This window comes from Streptomyces sp. NPDC047974 (assembly GCF_040653375.1).
In the GTDB taxonomy this organism is placed as follows: Bacteria; Actinomycetota; Actinomycetes; order Streptomycetales; family Streptomycetaceae; genus Streptomyces.
Genome location: NZ_JBEZNU010000018.1, coordinates 128,972 through 149,189, shown reverse-complemented (window position 1 = coordinate 149,189; position 20,218 = coordinate 128,972). Strand labels below are relative to the sequence as shown.

The 20,218-nt window shown below is 75.2% G+C and carries 18 protein-coding genes, 1 tRNA gene and 1 riboswitch; of the genes, 5 read left to right on the top strand and 14 right to left on the bottom strand.

Annotation, left to right across the window (positions count from 1 at the left end):
• Positions 1-98 precede the first annotated feature (98 nt).
• The 3 genes from lhgO to AB0E19_RS24930 all read left to right on the top strand — a co-directional run bounded on the left by lhgO (position 99) and on the right by AB0E19_RS24930 (position 3,704).
• The gene (lhgO, locus tag AB0E19_RS24940; RefSeq protein ID WP_362184245.1) at positions 99-1,283 is read left to right on the top strand and encodes an L-2-hydroxyglutarate oxidase; all 1,185 of its coding nucleotides are present in this window, start codon (positions 99-101) and stop codon (positions 1,281-1,283) included.
• Positions 1,284-1,458: 175 nt separating this feature from the next.
• Complete coding sequence (trmB, locus tag AB0E19_RS24935) at positions 1,459-2,178, top strand: tRNA (guanosine(46)-N7)-methyltransferase TrmB (protein WP_362184291.1); 720 nt, start codon at positions 1,459-1,461, stop codon at positions 2,176-2,178.
• A gap of 263 nt (positions 2,179-2,441) precedes the next feature.
• A complete protein-coding gene (locus tag AB0E19_RS24930; RefSeq protein WP_360604689.1) occupies positions 2,442-3,704 on the top strand; it encodes a PrsW family intramembrane metalloprotease in 1,263 nt (420 codons plus the stop codon).
• On the opposite strand, the gene AB0E19_RS24925 is transcribed toward AB0E19_RS24930, so the two are convergent.
• From AB0E19_RS24925 to AB0E19_RS24885, 9 genes are all read right to left on the bottom strand, one after another.
• Entirely contained in the window at positions 3,701-4,660 is a 960-nt protein-coding gene (locus tag AB0E19_RS24925; protein ID WP_362184242.1) for an aldo/keto reductase, read from the bottom strand. The genes AB0E19_RS24930 and AB0E19_RS24925 overlap by 4 nt on opposite strands.
• 81 nt (positions 4,661-4,741) lie before the next feature.
• The gene (locus AB0E19_RS24920; protein WP_362184239.1) at positions 4,742-5,953 is read right to left on the bottom strand and encodes a M23 family metallopeptidase; all 1,212 of its coding nucleotides are present in this window, start codon (positions 5,951-5,953) and stop codon (positions 4,742-4,744) included.
• A gap of 11 nt (positions 5,954-5,964) precedes the next feature.
• Positions 5,965-6,115, bottom strand: a riboswitch (cyclic di-AMP (ydaO/yuaA leader).
• 240 nt (positions 6,116-6,355) lie between these two features.
• The gene (locus AB0E19_RS24915) at positions 6,356-7,525 is read right to left on the bottom strand and encodes a PP2C family protein-serine/threonine phosphatase (protein ID WP_362184288.1); all 1,170 of its coding nucleotides are present in this window, start codon (positions 7,523-7,525) and stop codon (positions 6,356-6,358) included.
• Positions 7,526-7,723: 198 nt separating this feature from the next.
• Positions 7,724-9,022 (bottom strand): MFS transporter, encoded by a 1,299-nt coding sequence (locus AB0E19_RS24910; RefSeq protein ID WP_362184237.1) that lies wholly within the window; start codon positions 9,020-9,022, stop codon positions 7,724-7,726.
• Positions 9,019-10,116, bottom strand: coding sequence for a PLP-dependent cysteine synthase family protein (locus AB0E19_RS24905; protein ID WP_362184234.1), 1,098 nt, complete (start codon positions 10,114-10,116; stop codon positions 9,019-9,021). The genes AB0E19_RS24910 and AB0E19_RS24905 overlap by 4 nt, the downstream gene beginning before the upstream one ends.
• A gap of 87 nt (positions 10,117-10,203) precedes the next feature.
• Positions 10,204-10,632 carry a hypothetical protein gene (locus tag AB0E19_RS24900; protein ID WP_362184231.1) on the bottom strand — a complete coding sequence of 143 codons (429 nt, stop codon included), beginning with the start codon at positions 10,630-10,632 and terminating at the stop codon, positions 10,204-10,206.
• Positions 10,633-10,730: 98 nt separating this feature from the next.
• Positions 10,731-11,471 carry a MerR family transcriptional regulator gene (locus AB0E19_RS24895; RefSeq protein WP_362184228.1) on the bottom strand — a complete coding sequence of 247 codons (741 nt, stop codon included), beginning with the start codon at positions 11,469-11,471 and terminating at the stop codon, positions 10,731-10,733.
• Between the two features lie 133 nt (positions 11,472-11,604).
• Positions 11,605-11,678: transfer RNA gene (locus AB0E19_RS24890), tRNA-Met, on the bottom strand.
• A 131-nt stretch (positions 11,679-11,809) separates the two neighbouring features.
• Positions 11,810-12,313, bottom strand: a complete 504-nt coding sequence (locus tag AB0E19_RS24885) for a rhodanese-like domain-containing protein (protein WP_362184225.1) — start codon at positions 12,311-12,313, stop codon at positions 11,810-11,812.
• A gap of 408 nt (positions 12,314-12,721) precedes the next feature.
• Between AB0E19_RS24885 and AB0E19_RS24880 the strand changes: the two genes are divergently transcribed.
• Both AB0E19_RS24880 and AB0E19_RS24875 read left to right on the top strand, forming a co-directional pair.
• Positions 12,722-13,609, top strand: coding sequence for a sigma-70 family RNA polymerase sigma factor (locus tag AB0E19_RS24880; protein ID WP_362184285.1), 888 nt, complete (start codon positions 12,722-12,724; stop codon positions 13,607-13,609).
• Between the two features lie 26 nt (positions 13,610-13,635).
• A complete protein-coding gene (locus AB0E19_RS24875) occupies positions 13,636-14,343 on the top strand; it encodes a class I SAM-dependent methyltransferase (RefSeq protein ID WP_362184222.1) in 708 nt (235 codons plus the stop codon).
• Positions 14,344-14,356: 13 nt separating this feature from the next.
• Here AB0E19_RS24875 and AB0E19_RS24870 read toward each other — a convergent pair whose 3' ends face one another.
• From AB0E19_RS24870 to AB0E19_RS24850, 5 genes are all read right to left on the bottom strand, one after another.
• On the bottom strand, positions 14,357-14,896 hold the full coding sequence (locus tag AB0E19_RS24870) for a phosphatase PAP2 family protein (protein WP_362184282.1): 540 nt from the start codon (positions 14,894-14,896) through the stop codon (positions 14,357-14,359).
• A 158-nt stretch (positions 14,897-15,054) separates the two neighbouring features.
• Positions 15,055-16,503, bottom strand: coding sequence for a diacylglycerol kinase family protein (locus tag AB0E19_RS24865; RefSeq protein ID WP_362184218.1), 1,449 nt, complete (start codon positions 16,501-16,503; stop codon positions 15,055-15,057).
• Positions 16,504-16,609: 106 nt separating this feature from the next.
• On the bottom strand, positions 16,610-17,806 hold the full coding sequence (locus AB0E19_RS24860) for an FtsX-like permease family protein (RefSeq protein WP_362184215.1): 1,197 nt from the start codon (positions 17,804-17,806) through the stop codon (positions 16,610-16,612).
• Complete coding sequence (locus AB0E19_RS24855; protein ID WP_362184212.1) at positions 17,803-18,486, bottom strand: ATP-binding cassette domain-containing protein; 684 nt, start codon at positions 18,484-18,486, stop codon at positions 17,803-17,805. The genes AB0E19_RS24860 and AB0E19_RS24855 overlap by 4 nt, the downstream gene beginning before the upstream one ends.
• Positions 18,487-18,574: 88 nt before the next feature.
• Positions 18,575-20,074 (bottom strand): hypothetical protein, encoded by a 1,500-nt coding sequence (locus AB0E19_RS24850; RefSeq protein ID WP_362184209.1) that lies wholly within the window; start codon positions 20,072-20,074, stop codon positions 18,575-18,577.
• Positions 20,075-20,218: the final 144 nt, after the last annotated feature.

Genomic DNA, 20,218 nt, shown 5'->3' with positions numbered 1-20,218 from the left:
GGGGGAGCGCGCGAAAGCGTGACGCGCATCCCACGACGTGGGCGTTTAGCGGGATTGTCAGTGGGCCAGTGCACTATCAGGGGTGGGAGGTGGCGCTGGTGTTTGACTGTGACGTGCTGGTGATCGGCGGCGGGATCGTCGGTCTGTCGACGGCGTACGCGCTGCAGCGCGCCGCTCCCGGCACCCGCGTCGCCGTCCTGGAGAAAGAGGACGGCCCCGCGCGCCACCAGACCGGGCGCAACAGCGGGGTCATCCACAGCGGCCTCTACTACCGGCCCGGGTCCCTGAAAGCGCGGTTCGCCGTCGAGGGCGCGGCCGAGATGGTCAAGTTCTGTGCAGAATGGGACATTCCGCACCAGGTGACCGGCAAGCTCGTCGTCGCCACCGAGCGCGAGGAGCTGCCCCGGCTGCACGCGCTGGTCCAGCGCGGGCGGGAGAACGGCATCCCGGTGCGCGAGCTCGGGCCCTCGCAGATCACCGAATACGAGCCGCGGGTCCGGGGGCTCGCCGCGATCCACGTCGGCACGACCGGCATCGTCGACTACAAGGCGGTCGCGCGGCGGCTCGCCGAGTCCTCCGGCGCGGAGATCCTCTACGGCGCGGAGGTCACGGCGATCGACCGGCGCCCGTGGGGCGTCGCCGTGCGCACCGCCGACCAGCGGATCCTGCGCGGCAAGGTCCTGGTGAACTGCGCGGGGCTGCACTGCGACCGGATCGCGCGGCTCGCCGGGGACGACCCGGGCATGCGGATCGTCCCCTTCCGGGGCGAGTACTACGAACTGGCCGACCCGTCGCTCGTGCGGGGCCTGGTCTATCCCGTGCCGGACCCCGCCTTCCCGTTCCTCGGGGTGCACCTCACACGGGGCATCGACGGCAGCGTCCACGTCGGGCCGAACGCGGTGCCGGCGCTCGCCCGCGAGGGGTACGACTGGGGGGTCGTCCGACCCGGCGAGCTCGGCGGCACGCTCGCGTGGCCCGGCTCCTGGAGCATCGCGCGCCGCCACTGGCGGTACGGGGCGGGCGAACTGCGCCGCTCCCTGTCCAAGCGGGCCTTCACCGAGTCCGTGCGGCGGCTGCTGCCGGGTGTGGACGAGTCCGACCTGCGGCCCACGGCGGCGGGGGTGCGGGCGCAGGCGGTGCTGCGGGACGGGACGCTGGTGGACGACTTCCTGATCCGCGAGGGCGTTCGCACGGTGCACGTTCTCAACGCGCCTTCGCCCGCGGCCACCGCTTCCCTCCCCATCGGCCGGGAAATAGCCCGGCGCACGCTGCGCCTGCTGTGACCCGGCGCCCCGGTGCCGGGCCAAGGCTCTCCGCGCCCGAGCCCGCACCCCTCGTGCGGCGGGCATTCGGCACGGGCGCGGCCCGCGGTGGCACGGGCGCGGCCGTACCATGGGCCGCATTGTGTCTGAGCAGCGTGAGAACCACAGCGAGTCCGTCGCCCGCAGGGGCAGTCGTATGTTCGCGCCCGGAGAGGGCCCCAGCCCCGACCCCGCCGGCGCACACTTCGAGCGCCGGATCCGGAGCTTCCAGCCGCGCCGCAGCCGGGTGACCGCCGGCCAGGCCGAGGCGATGCTGAAGCGGTGGCCCGACTGGGGTCTGGACATCGACGGCAAGCGGGTGCTCGACCTCCACGAGCTGTTCGGCGGACTCCCCGTCGTCCTGGAGATCGGCTTCGGGATGGGCGAGGCGACCGCGCAGATGGCCGCCGCCGACCCCGGCACCGGCATCCTCGCCGTGGACGTGCACACCCCGGGCCAGGGAAACCTGCTCGGCCTCGCCGACCGCAACGGGCTCACCAACGTCCGCGTCGCCAACGGCGACGCGATCATCCTGCTGCGCGAGATGCTCGACCCCGCCGCCCTCGACGGCTGCCGCGTCTACTTCCCCGACCCGTGGCCGAAGAAGCGGCACCACAAGCGCCGGCTGATCCAGCCGGAGTTCCTGACGCTGCTCGCGACCCGGCTGAAGCCCGGCGGGGTCCTGCACTGCGCCACGGACTGGGAGCCGTACGCGGAGCAGATGCTGGAGGTGCTCTCCGCGCACCCGGACTTCGAGAACACCGCCCCCGACGGCGGCTACGCGCCGCGCCCCGACTTCCGACCGCTCACCCGCTTCGAGGGCCAGGGCCTGGACAAGGGCCACGCCGTGCATGATCTGCTCTTCCGCCGGAAGTAAGACCCCGTCCCTCAAGTCCGTCGCTCCTGTCGGTGGCGGTCGCTAGGGTCGAAGGCGTGTCGTCACCCCTGCCGCCGTCCCCACCCCCGTCCACCCCGCCGCCCACCCCGCCCGAGTCCACCCCGCCCGAGTCCACCTCGCCGCCGGCGACCGGCCTCCTGCCCGCGCAGGCCGGGGCTCCCGCGGTCGAGAGCCACGACCACGACCACGGCCACGACCACGGCCACGTCCCCGTCCGCGAGGGGGACGAGCCGTCGTTCGCCGTGGCCGCCGACCGGCGCCAGTGGCGGTACCGGCCGCGGCGGGCCTTCTGGCGGAGCCGGATCGTCCGGGCCGTCGCCCTCATCACCCTGCTCGCGCTCTGCGCCCTGGTGATCCTGGCCCTGGTGCGCGAGCAGACCGGCACCGAGGGCTTCCTCGTCGGCCTGGGGCTCGCGGTGTTCCCCGTACCGCTGCTCATGGCGGCGTTCCGCTGGCTCGACCGGGTCGAGCCGGGGCCGTGGAAGAACCTGCTGTTCGCCTTCGCGTGGGGCGCGTTCGCCGCCGCCCTGGTCGCGATCCTCGCGAACTCCTTCGCCGTCCGCTGGATCGCCACGGCGACCGCCGATCCGCGCTCGGCCGACGACCTGGGCGCCACCGTGATCGCCCCGGTGGTGGAGGAGTCCGCGAAGGCCGCCGCGATCCTGCTGCTGTTCCTCTTCCGGCGGCGGGACTTCCGGAGCCTGGTCGACGGGGTGGTGATCGCCGGTTTCACCGCGACCGGCTTCGCGTTCACCGAGAACATCCTCTACCTCGGCACCGCCTTCGGCGAGGACCAGGACCTCGGCGACGGCGGCATCGGCGCCGTCACCGCCGGCACCTTCTTCGTCCGGGTCGTGATGTCGCCGTTCGCGCACCCGCTCTTCACCGTGCTCACCGGCATCGGCTTCGGCCTGGCCGCGCTCGCCCCGCGCGGCAAGGTGCGCAGACCGCGCAAGGTGCTGCTGCCGCTCGCGGGGCTGCTGCTCGCGATGGGCGTCCACGCCCTGTGGAACGGCTCGGCGACCTTCGGCGGCCCGCTCGCCTTCTACGCGGTCTACGGCGTCTTCATGGTCCCGGCCTTCGGGCTGCTGACCTGGCTCGCCGTGTGGAGCCGGCAGAAGGAGCTGCGCACGATAGCCGGGGTGCTCCCGGCGTACGCGGCGGCCGGCTGGCTCTCCCCGGAGGAGCCGCTGGCGCTCTCCTCGATGCGGGCCCGGCGCACCGCGCGCGCGGTGGCGTCCCGTACGTACGGCAAGGCGGGCGCGCGGGCGGTCGGCGAGTACGAGTCCTTCGCGACGACCCTCGCCTTCCTCCGCGAGCGGGCCCGCCGGGGCACGGTCCCGGTGCCGGACTTCGCGGCCCGCGAGCAGGAGCTGCTGCACCACCTGTGGGCGCGCCGGACGACGGCCGCGCCGGCGCTCTCGTACGCGGCGCGGGCCACCGGCCGGGTGTGGGTGCCGCCGCAGTACCTCGACTACGGCGGCTACAACCCCTACAAGGGCTAGCTCTCGGGCGTCTCGGAGGCGGCCGTCAGACGGGCCAGTTCGTCGTCGGTCAGCTTCAGGTCGGCGACCGCCACGAGCGCGGGGACCTGCTCGACCGTGCGGGCCGAGGCGATCGGCGCGGTGACGGTGGGGCGGGAGGCGAGCCAGGCGAGGGCGACGGTCGCGGGCTCGGCGCCGTGGGCCTCGGCGACCTCGTCGAGCGCGGCGAGCACCGCCTGCCCGCGCGTGGTCTCGGCGAGCTCCGAGGCGCGGTAGGCGCGGACGCTCTCGACGGTCCGGCCCGGGCGGTACTTGCCGGTGAGGAAGCCGGCGGCGAGGCCGTAGTAGGGGACGGCGGCGAGGCCGGTCTCTGCGGCGGTGTCGAGGAGCGGGCCCTCGTACTTCCCGCGGGCGACGAGGTTGTACTCGGGCTGGAGCGCCACGTACCGGGCGAGCCCCTCGGCCTCGGCGAAGTCGAGGGAGGCGCGCAGCCGCTCGGCGGAGATGTTGGAGGCGGCGACGGCCCGCACCTTGCCGTCCTTCACGAGCTGGTCGAGGGCGGTGACGATCTCCTCCACCGGCACGGACTCGTCGTCGAAGTGCGTGTAGTAGAGGTCGATGTAGTCGGTGCCGAGGCGGCGCAGGGACTCCTCCGCGCCGGCCTTGATGGTGGTGGCGGCCAGGCCCTTGAGGCGGGAGTGGTGGCCGACCTTGGTGGCGACGACGATGTCGGAGCGGTTGCCGCGGGCGGCCATCCAGCGGCCGATGATGGTCTCGGACTCCCCGCCCTCGTTGCCCTCGACCCACTCGGAGTAGACGTCGGCGGTGTCCAGGAAGTTGCCGCCCGCGGCGGCGTAGGCGTCGAGGACGGCGAAGGACCGCTCCTCGTCGGCGCTCCAGCCGAAGACGTTGCCGCCGAGGGCGAGCGGGAAGACGTGCAGGTCGGAGGTGCCCAGCGGGCGCAGGGGTGAGGACATGACGTACTCAACCCCCTGCGCCGCCGGGCCTATTCCGGTCGAGGAGCCTGAACCCCGGCCGGAACGCTCATGCGTCGGGGGTCAGACCGACAGGCCCTTGGAGCGCAGCCACTCCGCCGGGTCGATGCCCGAACCGTCGGGGGTGTGGACCTCCATGTGGAGGTGGGGACCCGTGACGTTGCCGGTGGCGCCGACGCGGCCGATGGTCTCGCCGGTGGTGACGGTCTGGCCGGCGGCCACGGTCATCGAGGAGAGGTGGCAGTACCAGACCTCGGTGCCGTCCTCCAGCTCCAGGACGATCCGGTAGCCGTACGAGCCGGACCAGCCGGCCGACTTGATGGTGCCGCCGTGCACCGCCTTGAGCGGGGTGCCGGTGGGGGCGGCGAAGTCGAGGCCGGTGTGGTAGCCGGATGACCACATCGAGCCGGACTGCATGTAGGTGGAGGTGAGGGTGTAGGAGGAGAGCGGCATGGAGTAGCTGGCGGCCAGCTGGGCGAGCCGCTCGGCCTCCGCCTTCTCGGCGGCGATGCGCTCGGCCTCGGCCTTCTCCGCGGCGAGCCGCTCCGCCTCCGCCTTGGCCTTCTCGGCGGCGATGCGGTCGGCCTCGGCCTTCGCGGCGGCCTCGGCCTGCGCCTGGGCGTCGGCGGCGGCCTTCTCCGCGGCGGCCTTCTCGGCGGCGAGCTTCTCGGCGTCGGCGGCGGCCTGCTGCTGCTGTTCGGCCTGCTGGAGGATGCGGGCGCGCAGGGCCTCGCCGGCGTCGGCGGTGGTGGCGGTGCGCTCCACGGCCTCGGTGCCGGCGGCGGTGTCGGCCGGGGCGGTGTACGTGACCGAGGTCAGCGGCTTCGCGGCGACGCCGCCGGCCGGGGCCGGCGCGGACTCGCGGACCGGGGCGGTCTTCTCCTCCTCGCCGCCGGGCAGGAGGTCGCCGACGCCGGGCAGGTCGTGGGCGTCCGGCAGGCCCAGGTCGGGCAGGTCGGGGAGGGAGATGGCGACGGGGGCCTTCTCCTGCGCGGTGGCGAGGCCGCCCGCGCCGACGGCGGCGATGACGCCGACGCCGAGGACGGTGGAGGAGCGGGCGAAGTTGGACCGCTGCTTCACGACCCGGTGCCGGCCGCCGGAGCGGCTCTCGGCGCGCAGGGAGCCCTCGGTCGGGTTCCACTCGCCGGGGGCGGGGGTGAAGGAGGCCGTCTCGTACGCGCCGGGCGCGAAGCCGTCCGGATCGTCCGCGCCGACGGCACCCGGGCCGCCGAAGGGGTCGAAGGGGGCTTCGGGTACGGGGGTGTTGGACGCCACGGAGGCGCGCTCCTTTCCTTCCTTCTCGCCTACCGGGTTAGCTGACGGGTTCGGAGCAGGAAGGTCTCCTACGGGCTCTTCGCACGGGGGAGGTGCGAGGGGCCCGATTCACCCCAAGGGTTGGTTCCCCGGTTCCCTTGCGGGATTCGGCACGTGCGCACGGAGCCGTCTCTTGCGACGGCTGGGACGACCGCGCTGCGTTATCGAACGTTAATAGACACCGCACTCCTATTCCAAGCCGTTCCCCTTGATCATTCATTGAATTGGCAGGGAATCGCCCGAGTTGAGCCGCCTTCAGCGAGCCTTCGCTCCACCCCGAGAATCTGACGTTATGTCAATTGTTATCGCTGTGAGACCTCGTGAGCACGGACCGTGACCGGGGTCGGACGTGCGGTACCCGCGTCAACGCGCCGGTCCCGGCGGCACCACCGGCATCGTCCGCCGCCGCTCCGGCGCACCCGCCGCCGGCCGGCTCACCGCGAGCAGCGCCATGTCGTCCGTCGAACGCCCGCCGGTGTGCCGCCGCACGTCGTCCACGAGCGCGTCCAGGAGCTCCCCGGGCCCCGGGAAGACCGCTCCCGCGAGCCGCGCCGCCGGATCGTAGAAGACCCCCCGCGCGTCCCGCGCCTCCGACAACCCGTCCGTGTGGAACAGCAGCGTCGTGCCCGGCGGGTACGGCCACTCGTCGGCCCGGTCCGGCCCCACCGCCAGCTCCCCCATCCCGAGCGGCAGCGCCGCCTCGGTCGGCTCCAGCGGCTCCAGCCGCCCGTCCCCGTACAGCAGCAGCGGCGGCGGATGCCCCCGGTTCACGATCCGTACGACCCCGCCCTCGCGCGGGATCTCGGCGAGCACCGCCGTGGTGAACCCCTCGAAGGCGTCGAGGCCCTCGCGCCGCGTCCCCTCCCGGGTCAGCGCCCGTTCGAGCCGCGCCGCCACCCCCTCCAGGGCCGCCTCCTGCTCGGCCGCCTCCCGGAAGGCGCCGATCACCACGGCCACCGCCTCCACCGCGTCCATCCCCTTGCCCCGCACGTCCCCGACCACGAGCCGCACCCCGTGCGGAGTGTCCTGCACGGCGAAGAGGTCGCCGCCGATGAACGCGTCCGCCTGCGCCGCCTCGTACCGCGCCGCGCACTGGAGCCCCGCGATCCGCTCCGCCGGCATCGGAAGCACCGCCCGCTGCGCCGCCTCGGCGATCACCCGCGCCGACGCCAGCCGCTCGCCGCTGCGCCGCACCACCAGGTTGATCAGCATCGCGAGGGCGGAGACGGTCACCACGGTGAGGGTCTCGGTGAGCGAGGGCACGTCGGAGAGCGTGTCGTTGTACGCGTGCAGCCCGACCGAGGCGAGGATCGCCGCGAGCCCGGTCACCAGGGTCGTGAGCCGGGAGAAGAACGGCGCGGCGACCAGCGGCGCGGCGGAGAAGAGCGGCGCCGCCGTGTACGAGGGCGGGGTGGACAGGTCGAAGGCCACCCCGCCGATGATGATCAGCGGCGGCAGCGCCTGCAGGAACCTCCGGGTCGCCCCGAAGGCGACGGGCGGCCGCGGCTCGCCCCCGTAGGGTCCCCGGGGCACACCGCCGGTCCCGGCGGTACGGCCGCCGGGCTCCTCGCCCCGAGGGTGCGCCACCTGAGAACTCCTGACCGGTCGGGGCCCGCCACCGGGCCGTGCGGTCCGGGGCCGGGACCCGCGACCGCACACCCCTCAAGCCTCCCCGCCCCGCCGCCGCGCGGCGACCGGCGGGGGTCCGACCGGCGTACCCCGAGCCGCCCTCTAGGGCTTCCCCCGTCCCTCGGTCCGCAGGCGGCCGCCCCTGCCGAGGAGGCCGACCGCCGCCGCGCACCCCAGGCCGACCGCGCACAGGGCCAGCCAGGGGACCGCCGTCCACCCCGTGACGTCGAGCAGCACGCCCGTACCGAGGTTCCCGAGGGTGATGCCGACCCCGCACACGGTGTTGTAGAGCCCGTAGTGGGTGGCCACCCAGCGGCCCCGGGAGAGGGCGACGACGGTGTCCATCTCGTACGGGTAGAGCACCGCGTTCGCCACCGCGAGGACCGCCGCGCACAGCAGCAGCGCGGGCACGCCCCGGCCGAGCAGCGCCGGCAGCAGGAAGGCGCCGCCCATCAGGGCGAGGCCGAGGACCAGGCTCCGCTCGCGGGTGAGCCGGGCGGCGCACCAGGCGGTGATCCGCAGCTGCCCCGCGAGCGCGACGAGCGCGGAGACCACGAAGAGCGCGGTCGTCACGCCCGGGCCGCCCGCCGCGAGCGGCAGCGCCAGGTAGACCTGGAAGGAGAGGACGTACGAGCCGGTCATGGCGAGCGAGAAGAGCCAGAAGGTCCGGTTCCCGAGGACGGTACGGAACTGGCCCCGGGTCCCGTCCTCCGCGCCGCCTTCCGCCCCGTCCTCCGCGCCGCCCTTCGCGCCGCCCTTGGGCGACGGTCGGCCGCCGCCCGCCGTGACCGGCAGGTGGCGCAGCTGCACCAGGGTCAGGCCCAGGAAGAGCACCGCCGCGACCAGGCACGTCAGCCGGAACGACACCCCGGTGAGCGCCACCCCGACGAGCGGGCCGAGCAGGATGCCCGCCTGGTAGTAGGCGTTGAACAGCGCGAACGCCTCGACCCTGCGCTCCTCCCCCGCCTCCGCCGCCAGGCAGGCCCGGACGGCCGGGTTGAAGAGCGCGCCCGCGAGGCCGGTGGCGAGCGAGGCGGCGATGAGGAAGGGCAGCGACTGCGCGAAGGCGAGCGCGCCGAAGCCGACGGTCCGCAGCGCGCACCCGGCGACGATGAGCGGCTTGAAGCCGAGCCGGTCGGCGAGCGCCCCGCCGACCAGGAACATGCCCTGCTGGGAGAGGTTCCGGACGCCGAGGACGAGTCCGACCGCCCAGGCCGCCAGACCGAGCCCGTCGGCCAGGTGGGCGGCCAGGTAGGGCATCAGCATGTAGAAGCCGAGGTTGATGGTGAGCTGGTTGAGGAAGAGCAGCCGGACGGACGGGTCGAAGCCGCGGCTCCGCTTCCAGATCCCGCCGCGGGCCGGCTCCGCCGGGGCGGGGGTGGCGGGGGTGGTCGTGCTCACCGGCCGCCCTCCGTACCGCCCGTGATCCCGCCCGCCGCGACCGCGGCGCCCGTCCCGGCTCCTGTCCGCGCCCCGCTTCGGTCGAGGACGCGCCGGGTCCACGCCTCGATCCCCTCCGGGCCCTCATAGGGCGCGGGTTCGTCCCGTACGGGTCCGTCGAGGAGGCCGTGGGCCGCGCAGTAGGCGTCGTTGAAGACGGTGTCGAAGTAGCGCTGCGGGCCGTCGGGGAAGACGGCGGCGATCCGGGTGCCGCGCGGGCGGGTGCGGGCCAGCCAGCCCGCCACGAGCGCGACCGCGCCGACGCTCCAGCCGCCGGTGGCGTACTGGCGGGCGGCGAGCCGGCGGGCCGAGCGGACCGCTTCCGCCGGGGCGATCCAGTGGATCTCGTCGAAGGCCGCGTGGTCGACGTTGGCGGGGTGGATGGAGGAGCCGAGCCCGCGCATCAGCCGTTCCCCGGCGGGCAGGCCGAAGACGGTGGAGCGGATCGAGTCGACGCCGACGAGCTCCAGGGCGGGGCTGCTGGTGGCGCGCAGCGCGCGGGCGATGCCGGCGGAGTGGCCGCCGGTGCCGACGGCGCAGACGAGCACGTCGATCCGGTCGAGCTGCCCGGAGAGTTCGGCGGCGAGGCCGGCGTAGGCGGCGGGGTTGTCGGGGTTCGCGTACTGGTCGGGCCACCAGGCGCCGTCGAGGACGGCGAGGAGTTCGGCGACCCGGTCCTTGCGGGCCTGCTGCCAGCCGCCCCGCGGATGGGGCTCGGTGACGACGTGCACGGTGGCGCCGTGGGCGACGAGCATCCGCTCGACGATCGGCTCCAGGCCGGGGTCGGTGACGACGTGCACGGGGTGGCCGTGGAGGACCCCGGCGAGGGCGAGCCCGAGGCCGAGGGTGCCGGAGGTCGACTCGACGATGGGGGCGCCGGGCCGCAGATCGCCCCGGCGGCGGGCCTCCTCGACCATGTGGAGCGCCGGGCGGTCCTTGATGCCGCCGGCGTTGAAGCCTTCGAGCTTGGCCCAGTAGCCGTCGTCCGTCCACAGGACGGGGGTGTTGCCGACGGTGGGGTGCGCGGGAGAGAGCAGGGGAGCGTGCGGAGGCATGGCTGTGTCCTCGGAAGTGGGTGGTGCTCCGGGTGGTGCTTCGGAAGGAGGTGCGCCGGGCCGTCGCGTGCGGCGACGGGGGCGGTCTCAGTTCCGGTCCACTCCGAGGGAGATGAGCAGCCGTCCGGGCTCGGGGCAGGGCCCGGCCCGGGTGCGGACGTGCCGGAGCTCCGCCGCGGGCGGCAGCGGGGTGGTGTGTCCGACGGTGACGACCGCGCCGGGTCCCGGCGGGTCGAGCTGCGGGACGGCGGCCGTCTGCGCGGGCGGCGGCAGCTCGGCGGAGTGCCCCTCGCCTTCCTGCCCGCAGCCGTGCACGGCGCCGTGGGCGGGGCCGACGACGGCGACGGCCGCGCCGGTCGCCGGGTGCCCCGGCAGGGCGGGCCCGGCGGGGCCGGGGACGCCGTGGCAGATCCCGGCGAAGAGCGCGAGGAGCGCGAGGAGCAGCAGGAGGACGGGCGCCCGTCCTCCTGCTGCTCCTCGCCGGTCCGTCACGGTCTCGTCACACATGGCGGTCACGACGCTACGTTCCGCGTTTGCGCCCGCGCAAAGAGGCGGGGCTCGGAGCGGTACGGTTTCGGCCGCCGTTTACTTCGGACGCCGGGGACGCACGGGCCTCACAGATTCCGCTCGGCCCACACCGCCAGGGCGTCCCGCACCAGGACGGCGGTGCCCTCGCCGTGCTTGTCGTAGTTCTTGGTGAACCTCGGATCGTCCACGTACATCTGGCCGAGCCCGATCAGGTACTCCTTCGTCGGCGCGGTGGTGACCGACAGCCACTCGTACTGCCTCCGGGCCAGCGCCTGCACCTCCTCGCCGTCCGCCGCGAGTCCGGCCGCGGCGGCCGCGCCGAAGTCGCGGGCGATGGCCGCCTGCGTCTCCATGAACTCCTTCTTCTCGGCCTCGCCCAGCGAGCGCCACCAGCGGTCGCCCCGCTCGTAGGCGTCGCGGCCCCACCGCTCGGTGACCTCCGCCTCGTACCGCGTGTGGTCGAAGCCGTCGAAGACTTCCTCGGCCATGAGCCGTTCTCCTCTCTCGGTCTTGTGGAGAGTGGTCCGCACGGCCTCGATCTGCCGCCCGATGCGCTCGCGCTCCTGCTGGAGGAGGGCCAGATGCGTGCGCAGCGCGGCCGAGGTGTCCCGCTGGCCTTCGAGGACCTCGGCGATCGCGGGCAGCGAGAGCCCGAGCTCGCGCAGCAGCAGGATCCGCTGCAGCCGGACGAGCGCCGCCTCGTCGTAGTACCGGTAACCGTTCGCGCCGATCCGGCTCGGCTCCAGCAGCCCCAGCTCGCCGTAGTGGCGGAGCGTGCGGCTGGTGGTGCCGGCCTTCCTGGCGATCTCCTGGATCGACCACTCCATGCCGAAAACGGTAGAACTTGACGTTGCGTAAAGGTCAAGCCGCGGGTGGGGTGCCGCGCCCTCCGCGCCGAGCGTCCGGGAACGCCGAAGGCCCGGATCGTTTGGATACGATCCGGGCCTTCGGGCTACTGAGTAGCGGGGACAGGATTTGAACCTGCGACCTCTGGGTTATGAGCCCAGCGAGCTACCGAGCTGCTCCACCCCGCGTCGGTGAATACGACCTTACGGCATGGACGCCCGAATCCGAAATCCGATATCCAGGCAGCCGGTCCGGGCACCCCGGCCGGCCGCCGACCCGCAGTCGGCCGGCAGTCGGCCGGCAGCCGTTCACCGGCCTGTCAGCAGCCGCAGTCCTCGGCGTCGACCGGGGCCGTCAGCGGGTCGGCGGCCTTCTGCGCCGCCCCCTCCCAGGTCTCGTACGCGAAGCCCTCGCGCACCCAGTACTCGAAGCCGCCGAGCATCTCCTTCACCTGGAAGCCCAGCTCGGCGAGGGCGAGCGCGGCGCGCGTGGCGCCGTTGCAGCCGGGGCCCCAGCAGTAGGTGACGACCGGGACGCCCTTGTCGAGGAGCCGCTCCGCCTGCTCGGGGATGAGCGCGGTGGGGAGGTGGACGGCGCCGACGACGTGCCCCTGGTCCCAGGAGGCGGTCGAGCGGGTGTCGATCAGCACGAAGCCGGGGTCGGCGCCCGTCTCGCGGGCGTCGGCCAGGGCGGAGGCCACGTCCGAGACGTCCGCGTGGAAGGCGAGGCTGGCGGAGAAGTAGGCGGCCGCGGCGGCGGGGGAGGCCGGCGGGGTGCGCAGTACGGGGTTGAGGGGCTTGACCTGGTTGTCCGTCGTCGTCATGGTGATCAATCTACGGATGATGATCATCGCGCTGAAGTGACATTCCACGGGGGTCGACGGCTTCGCCCGGGGAAACCCGGGCGATCGTATGCGTACGGCGGGGATCTCACGGGCCGAGACGTCAGCGGGTCACATCCGCTGATTCTGATCCGTCATGGAGGCATGACGGGACGCGAGGGGGGACACGGGCGGATGGACGAGACGACGCCGGAGCGGGCGGCCGAAGGCACGCCGGACGGCACGACCGGAACCGGGACCACGCCCGCAGCCGCACCCGAGGCCGGGACGGGGACGGGGACGGGGACCACGCCCGCAGCCGCGCCCGAGGCCGGGACGGGGGCAGCGACGGGGACGGGGACCGCGCCCGGGGCAGGCGCCGGGACCGGTGACGCGGGCGCCGCCGAGGCGCTGGCGCGGCGGTTCGACGCCGACCGCGGCCATCTGAGGGCCGTCGCCTACCGCATGCTCGGCTCGCTCAGCGAGGCCGAGGACGCGGTCCAGGAGACCTGGTTCAAGCTCAGCCGCACCGACGTGAGCGGGGTCGCCAACCTCACCGGCTGGCTGACCACGGTCGTCGGCCGCGTCTGCCTGGACATGCTGCGTTCGCGCGGCACCCGGCGCGAGGACCCCCTCGACACCTACGTACCGGACCCGATCGTGCACGTCCCCGGCGTCGGCGACCCGGAACACACGGCCGAGCTCACCGAGTCCGTCGGCCTCGCCCTCCTCGTCGTCCTGGAGACGCTGTCGCCCGCCGAGCGGCTCGCCTTCGTGCTGCACGACATGTTCTCCGTCTCCTTCGACGAGATCGCGCGGATCGTGGACCGCACGCCGACGGCGACCCGGCAGCTGGCGAGCCGGGCGCGGCGGCGCGTCCAGGACGCCGATCCGGGCCCCGGCCCCGACGCGCGCCGCCAGCGGGAGATCGCCGACGCCTTCCTCGCCGCCTCCCAGGGCGGCGACTTCGAGGGCCTGCTCGCCGTCCTCGACCCGGACGCGGTGCTGCGCGCCGACGGCGGCCCGCTCCTCGCCGGCGCCTCCAAGGTGGTGCGCGGCGCCGAGGAGATCATCCGCCAGGCCCTCCTGTACGCGAGCTTCCGCAACGCGGCGCTTCCGCTCGTCGTCAACGGCGCCCCGGCCGTCCTCGGGGTCGTCGACGGCAAGCCGGCCTCGCTCCTCGCCTTCACCATCGTCGGGGACCGCATCGTCCGGATGCAGGTCCTGGCCGACCCGGAGCGCCTCGCGGCCCTGGACATCCCGGCGGAGGCCCTGGCCCGCGCCGTGTACCCGGACTGATCCCGGGGGGCCGTACCGTCGGCCCCATGAACAGCCACCAACCGAGGAGCGGCGACCCGGCGGGCCCGGAGCACCGGGACCACCCGGACCACCCGGACCACCGGGACCACTGGCAGTCCACGTACACCGTCCACCCCGGGATGTACGGGTACGAGCCCTCCGCCCCGGCCCTGTACGCCGCCGGGCTCTTCCGGGTGGCGGGCGTCCAGGACGTCCTGGAGCTGGGCGCCGGGCACGGCCGGGACGCTCTCCACTTCGCCCGTGCGGGATTCTCCGTACGGGCCACGGACTTCAGCGCCGCCGGCCTGGCCCAGCTGAGGGCGGCGGCCGAGGAGCGCGGACTCGGGGACCGGATCGGCACCGCGGTCCAGGACGTGCGCGAGCCGCTGGCCGCCGCCGACGGCACCGCGGACGCGGTCTTCGCCCACATGCTGATGTGCATGGCCCTGTCGACGGCCGAGATCCGGGCCCTGACCGCCGAGGTGCACCGGGTGCTGCGCCCCGGCGGCCGGTTCGTCTTCACCGTCCGGCACACCGGGGACGCCCACTACGGGACGGGCCGCGACCTCGGCGACGACATCCACGAGCACGGCGGCTTCGCCGTGCACTTCTTCTCCCGCGAGCTGGTCGAGGACCTGGCCGCCGGGGGCTGGCGGCTCGACGAGGTCACCGCCTTCGAGGAGGGCGAACTCCCGCGCCGCCTCTGGCGGGTGACGATGACCCGCGTCCCGTAGACCGGCGGCTCCCCTACCCGGCCGCCGCCCGGCGGGCCTTCAGCACGGAGGCCCCGACGGCCAGGGAGGCGGCGCCGCTGGCGAGTCCGAGGACGGCGCCGGCGGCCACGTCGCCGGGGTAGTGGACCCCGGTGTGGACGCGGGAGTAGCCGACCGCCCAGGCGAGCAGCCCCAGCGGCACCGCCGCGGGCGGCAGGACCACGCCGGCCGCGGTGGCGAAGGCGACCGCCGAGGCGGTGTGCCCGGACGGGAACGAGGCCGACTCCGGCATCGGCACGTGCCGGCCCACCACCACCCGGGCCGCCTCCCGGTCCGGGCGCGGCCGGCGGACCAGCCGCTTGCCGAGGAGGTTGGCCGTCGCCGAGGCGATCGCGATCGCGCCGAGACCGGCGGCCGCGGCACGGCGCGGGCGCCCCGGGAAGAGGGCCAGCCCGGCGGCGACGGCGAAGGAGATCTTGGAGTGGTCGGCGGCGCCCGACAGCCGGCGCAGCCCGACGTCCAGGGCGGGCGTGGGCGTCGCGGCCACCGCCCCGTACACGGCCCCGTCCACCATCCGCAGGTCGTGCAGCACGGCCTGGGCGGTGGAGACGGCGGCCCGGGGCCGGTCCCGCAGCCGCACGGGAGGCACGGTCCGCGTGCCGCCCGCCTCCTCGTGCCCGCCGCCCTCCTCGTACCCGCCCCCGTCCTCGTGCCTGCTCGCGTCCTCGCTGCTCATGCGCCACTCCTGTAGGAGTCCTCGGACGACGCCCGAGGACGGTTGATAGCCGAACTGCTCGACACCCCGGCCCGGTACGGGTCGGGGAAGGCGATCCGTACGAGCCGCCGCCAGTCCAACGGCGGGGGCGGCGGAACCACTCCCGGCCTGACCCTCGGCACCAGCACGCGCAGCGCCCGCGGCCGCAGTTCGCAGACGACCGGGGTGGGCAGGACGAGCGCCTCCCCGTCCACGGCCACCGGCAGGGTCCGCTCCGCCTTCGGCACACCCGTGTTGGTGACCCCTCCGTGGACTTCGACGCGGTGCGCGGTCAGGACGTTGAGCGCGGCGGAACGGTTGCCGAGGACGGCCAGCTCGGCGGCGTGCGCGGCGCCGTCGACGCGGATGCCGATGACGCCGAGCCGCCCGCCGTCCAGCCGGGTGCGGTGCCCGGCGCCCGCGCTGAACGGATCGGGCGCGGCATACGGGTTGTTGCTGACGAGCAGGGCCTGCTGGCCCGGCAGCCGGGTGGCGTCGGCGGTCGCGTCGAGCCGGTCGCCGAGGCCGCCCCGCAGCAGGTCGGGCAGCGCCTCGAACGCGGTCTCGGCCTTGGCGTCGCGGTACTCGGGCCGCCGCACCACGTCCGCGTACACCCCGAAGGAGACGGTGTTGACGAACGGCCGCCCGGCGACCGTGCCGAGGTCGACGCGGAGCTCCTCCCCGTCGGTGAGCGCGTCCAGGCAGGCCGCCGGATCGTTCCGGTCGAGCCCCAGGTCCATGGCGAAGTGGTTCCGCGTCCCGGCCGAGATCACGAGAAAGGGCAGATCGTGCTCGACGGCCACCGCCGCGACGAGGGCCTGGGTACCGTCCCCGCCGGCGACCCCGAGCAGATCGGCGCCGTCGGCGACGGCCTTCCGGGCGAGCGCCGTGACGTCGACGGACGCGGCCGGATCGAGCACGACGACCCGCGCCCCGAGCCGCTCCGCCTTGCGGACGAGCCCGAACCGCTCGACCTTCCCGCCCCCCGACTTCGGATTCATGATCAGCACCGGGTTCCGGGGCCGCACGGCGGCCACGGCGGGCGCGGGCGCGTCGACCACCTCGCCCGGCCTGCGCAGCGCCGCCCGCGCACACGCCAGCGCCACCGCCCACAACCCGAGCGCGGCCAGCGCGAACAGCCACAACCCCCCGACCACGTACAGCACGAGCACGCCCACCGGCGCCCCCACCGCCACCACACCCCCCGCGACCCGCAGAACCCCCCGGTGCGCGACGAACCACCACAACCCCACGGCCCCGGCGACCAGCCCCACGACCCCGCTCAGCAGCACATAGAGCCCGCCACCCCCCAACGCCGACAGCAGCACGACCACCGCACCCGAGGCCGCCCCCAACGCCCACCGGGCCAACTCCCGGGCACCCCCCGCCCCGGCCCCGCCGCCCCACCACCGCGCATCCCCGTCCACGACCCCACCTCCACCTTCCAAGCCTCCCCCACCCTCCCCCGAACCACCCCACGACAGCAGCCGTTCGAAGGAAGATCACCCCTCTCCCGCCGGGAGCCCGGAGGCGTCAGCCGTGTGCCCGGACCGTCAGATACGGATCGCGTCGCAGCACTTCGCGGCTGCCGAGCAGCACGCCGACGGCGAGCCCCGTCGCGGGCAGGAGCAGCAGGGCGAGCGCCTCGTACGGCCTGGGCAGGGCGTCCGCGAGGGCGATGGGCAGCCCCAGGACGCCGCTGAGCGGCCCGGCGGCCAGCACCGAGCAGAGCACCCCGGCGCCCGCGCCGGCCACCCCGGCCACACCCCCTGACAGGAGCGCCTCGCCGAGCAGGATCCGCCGCACCTCGCCGCGCCCCACGCCGAGGACCCGCAGCACGGCGAACTGCCCTAGCCGCGCCCGCGCGCTGTCCGCGGCCCGTACGGCTCCGAGGACGGCCGCCGCGACCACGAGCACCGGCACCCCGAACCGCATCCCGAGCGCGGCGAACCCGAACAGGCCGGGCAGATGGCGGACCCGGTCGGAGACGGGGGCGGCGGCGAAGCCCTGCTCCTGGAGCGCCCGGGTCACGGCCGCCACCCGGCTCTGGTGCGCGACCACCACGACGGCGGACTCGGCGCCCTCCCGGTCCCGGAACGCCTCCGTCTCCTGCCCGGCGCGGGCCGCCGCGAGCCGGGCAGCGGTCGGCTCGGCGAGGTAGGCGACGTCCCGTCCGTCGCTCTGCCAGGAGGGGTCGTACAGGGCGACGACCCGCAGCCGGACGACGTCCGTCGTCCCCGAGGCGACCCCGGTGGCGCGGGTGTGGCCGAAGGCGACGGTCCGCCCGAGCACCGGACGGAAGTCGGTGCCCTGCGCGCGGGCGGGCAGCACCACGTCCCCGGCGCCGAGCGCACCGGGGATCCGGCCGGCGACGACGGGCAGGTCGTCGGCCGGGGTGAGCGTACGGCTGCCCAGGTCGTACGTGCCGTCCTCCGCCGCGTACAGCGTGGCCGGGTGGTCGGCGACGACCCGCTCGACGCCGGGCACCCGCGCGGCCTCCCGCAGCGCCCGCGTGGTCAACGGCCGCACCGAGGCGTCCCCTTCGAAGGAGGACAGCTCGATCTGGGTCAGCCCGCCGGACCCCAGCACATCCCGCTCGACCGCTCCGGCGGCGCCGCCCGCGACCCCGGCGCAGAGCCCGACCGCGGCCGTGAGCAGGGCCAGCGTGGGCAGCGAGCGGCGCAGCGACCGCCCGTCCCGCCACCAGGTGTACAGGCTCCACCGGCTCACACCAGCCCCCCTTCGCGGACGGCCGCGAGAACCCCGTCCTCCAGCACGTACCGCCGGTCGCAGGCCGCCGCGACGACCGGATCGTGGGTGACGAGCAGGACGGCTGAGCCCTGATCCGCGCAGGAGCGCAACGCGCCCAGGACCCCCTCCGCGTTCGCGGGGTCGAGCCCGGACGTCGGCTCGTCGGCGAGGACGAGCAGGGGCCTCTTCACCGCTGCCCTGGCCACGGCGACCCGCTGCCGCTGGCCCCCGGAGAGCTCCTCCACGCGCGCGTGGGCCAGCCGTTCCATCCCCAGCTCGCGCAGCAGGCTCCGGGCCTCCTCCTCGTGCCGGGCGAACCGGGGACCGAAGGCTGCGGCGACGTTCTCCCAGGTGTCCAGGAACGGCAGCAGCCCGAGGTCCTGGAGCACGATCCCGATCGACCGGAGCCGCATCAGGTCCCGCTCGGCCGCCGACAGCCCGCCCACCTCCGTACCGCCGACGCGCAGCGTCCCTCCGGACGGGGCGAGGACCAGCCCGAGCAGCGCGACCAGCGTGCTCTTCCCGGAGCCCGACGACCCCTCGACGGCCACCGTCTCCCCCGCCTCCAGACGGAGATCGGCGCGCGCGAGGCCCGCGCCGGAGGCGTACCGGAAGGACAGCCCGTCGGCCTCGACGACGGGTGGGGCGGAACGGTTCACAGGACGTCCTCGGGGGCTGGGGTCGCGGTCAGGACGGGTCCTGACCGCCGGTTGTCGTCGGGTTGTCGTCAGGTGTCGTCAAATGTCGTCAGGCGAGAAGGAGGTACGCGGCCAGGGTGGCGTCCGCGGCGGCGGTACCGCCCGCGGCCTCGGAGTACAGATCGGGGTAGCGGGCGTCCCGGTGCCGCGCGAGCAGGGCGGGCAGCTCGTCCCAGAACGCCTGAGGGACGGTCACCCCGGCGGCGAGCGCGGCCCGCACCGCCTCCGCGGCCGCCACCAGGTCACCGTTCCGCAGCGCCCGCCGGGCCAGGCCGACGAGGTCGGTGCCGTCCACGAGCTCCGCCGCCCGCTCCGTACAGCCGGCCTCGCCGAGCACGGCGGCGACACCGGCCAGGTCGGGATCCCCGGCCGGCAGGTCCACGACGGTCGGCCGGCACCCGAGCCCGAACTCGGCACGGGCGCTCATCGCCCCGTACCAGCTCCGCCGGTTGTCCGGGGTGAGCCGCCCCGGCACCGTCAGCGCGGCCGCCTCCTCGGCCCCCTTCTCGGCCTGCGGACCGCACTCCAGCGACAGCCGATGGCACGTCATGGCGAGCAGCACCCGGTCCGCCGGATCGAGCCCGTCCTCCGTCCCGAGCCTCCGCAGCCCCGCCACCAGCCACCCCGGCGCCTCCCCCGGCCGGCCGCCGGCGGCGAGGGCGCGGGCGGCGTCGTAGGTGGCGCTGAGCGTGCCCATCTGGGCGGGCGTCCTGGCGACGAGCCCGTCCGCGCCGACCCGGGCGGCCGGCGGGGGCAGTGCCGCCGCGGCCTCCGGAGCGTCCCTGGTGAGGGCCCGCCGGACGAGCCAGCGCGTCTGCGGATCGGGGTCGCTCAACGCGGGCCGCAGGCACGCGCGCGTGGAGCGGTCCGACCGTCCGCCGAGGAGGATCAGCGCGGCCCGCTGAACGGCTTCGAGTCCGGCGCAGTCGTCCGGCGCGCGGGACGCGTCCTCCCGCAGGACCCGGGTCGGCGTGGCCTCGACGCCCGCGGCGCGCAGCGCCTCCACCGCGTAGAGGGCGGGCGCGGGCTGATCGACGCGGGCGGTATCGGCTGCGAGCCGTGTCACGGCCGCCCGCGGCACGTCACGGCCGCGGCCCAGGCAGTCGAGGACCCGCAGGAAGGCGGCGCGGGTCATCAGCGACGTCGGAGCGTCGTCGCCCCGGTCGGGCGCGCGGAGATAGGCGCCCGCCTCGCGCTCCGCCTCCCGCCGGATCCCCGCCCGGTCGATCACGCCGCCGGCGGTCCGCCGGTCGGCGTCCGTCGCGAGACACACGTAGTACGCCCGCCAGGCGGCGGTGTCCATGGCGTCCCGGCGGACGACCTCGGCGAGCGCGTCCCCGCGCACCGGCGGCACGGCGCCACCGACCGAGGCTTCCAGCCGCCCGTACGCGGTCGGGTACAGGGCGGGCTCCCGCCCGACCTCGTCCCGCCCGGCCCGCACCAGGTCGTTGGCCCCTCGCAGGGCACCGAGCTGCACCCCGAGCCCGCTCCCCGCCGCCTCCGGCCGCGGCACCTCGCCCCCGCCGCCGAAGAGAACCACTCCGAGCACCGAGGCCCCCACGACGGCTGCGACCCCACCGGCCCACCGCATGTGCCCCTGCTGACGCATGAGCCCTGTCTGCCGCGCGAGCCCCACTCGCCTCTGCCGCGCGAGCCCCACTCGCCGCGTGAGCCCCACTCGCCGCATCCGGCT

Bases quoted from the DNA above. Each gene is read 5' to 3' on its own strand.
- AB0E19_RS24885 (WP_362184225.1), bottom strand. From the start codon at position 12,313: ATGACGACGACGGACAACCAGGTCAAGCCCCTCAACCCCGTACTGCGC.
- AB0E19_RS24875 (WP_362184222.1), top strand. From the start codon at position 13,636: ATGAACAGCCACCAACCGAGGAGCGGCGACCCGGCGGGCCCGGAGCAC.
- AB0E19_RS24905 (WP_362184234.1), bottom strand. From the start codon at position 10,116: ATGCCTCCGCACGCTCCCCTGCTCTCTCCCGCGCACCCCACCGTCGGC.
- trmB (WP_362184291.1), top strand. From the start codon at position 1,459: ATGTTCGCGCCCGGAGAGGGCCCCAGCCCCGACCCCGCCGGCGCACAC.
- AB0E19_RS24895 (WP_362184228.1), bottom strand. From the start codon at position 11,471: ATGGAGTGGTCGATCCAGGAGATCGCCAGGAAGGCCGGCACCACCAGC.
- AB0E19_RS24925 (WP_362184242.1), bottom strand. From the start codon at position 4,660: ATGTCCTCACCCCTGCGCCCGCTGGGCACCTCCGACCTGCACGTCTTC.
- AB0E19_RS24870 (WP_362184282.1), bottom strand. From the start codon at position 14,896: ATGGTGGACGGGGCCGTGTACGGGGCGGTGGCCGCGACGCCCACGCCC.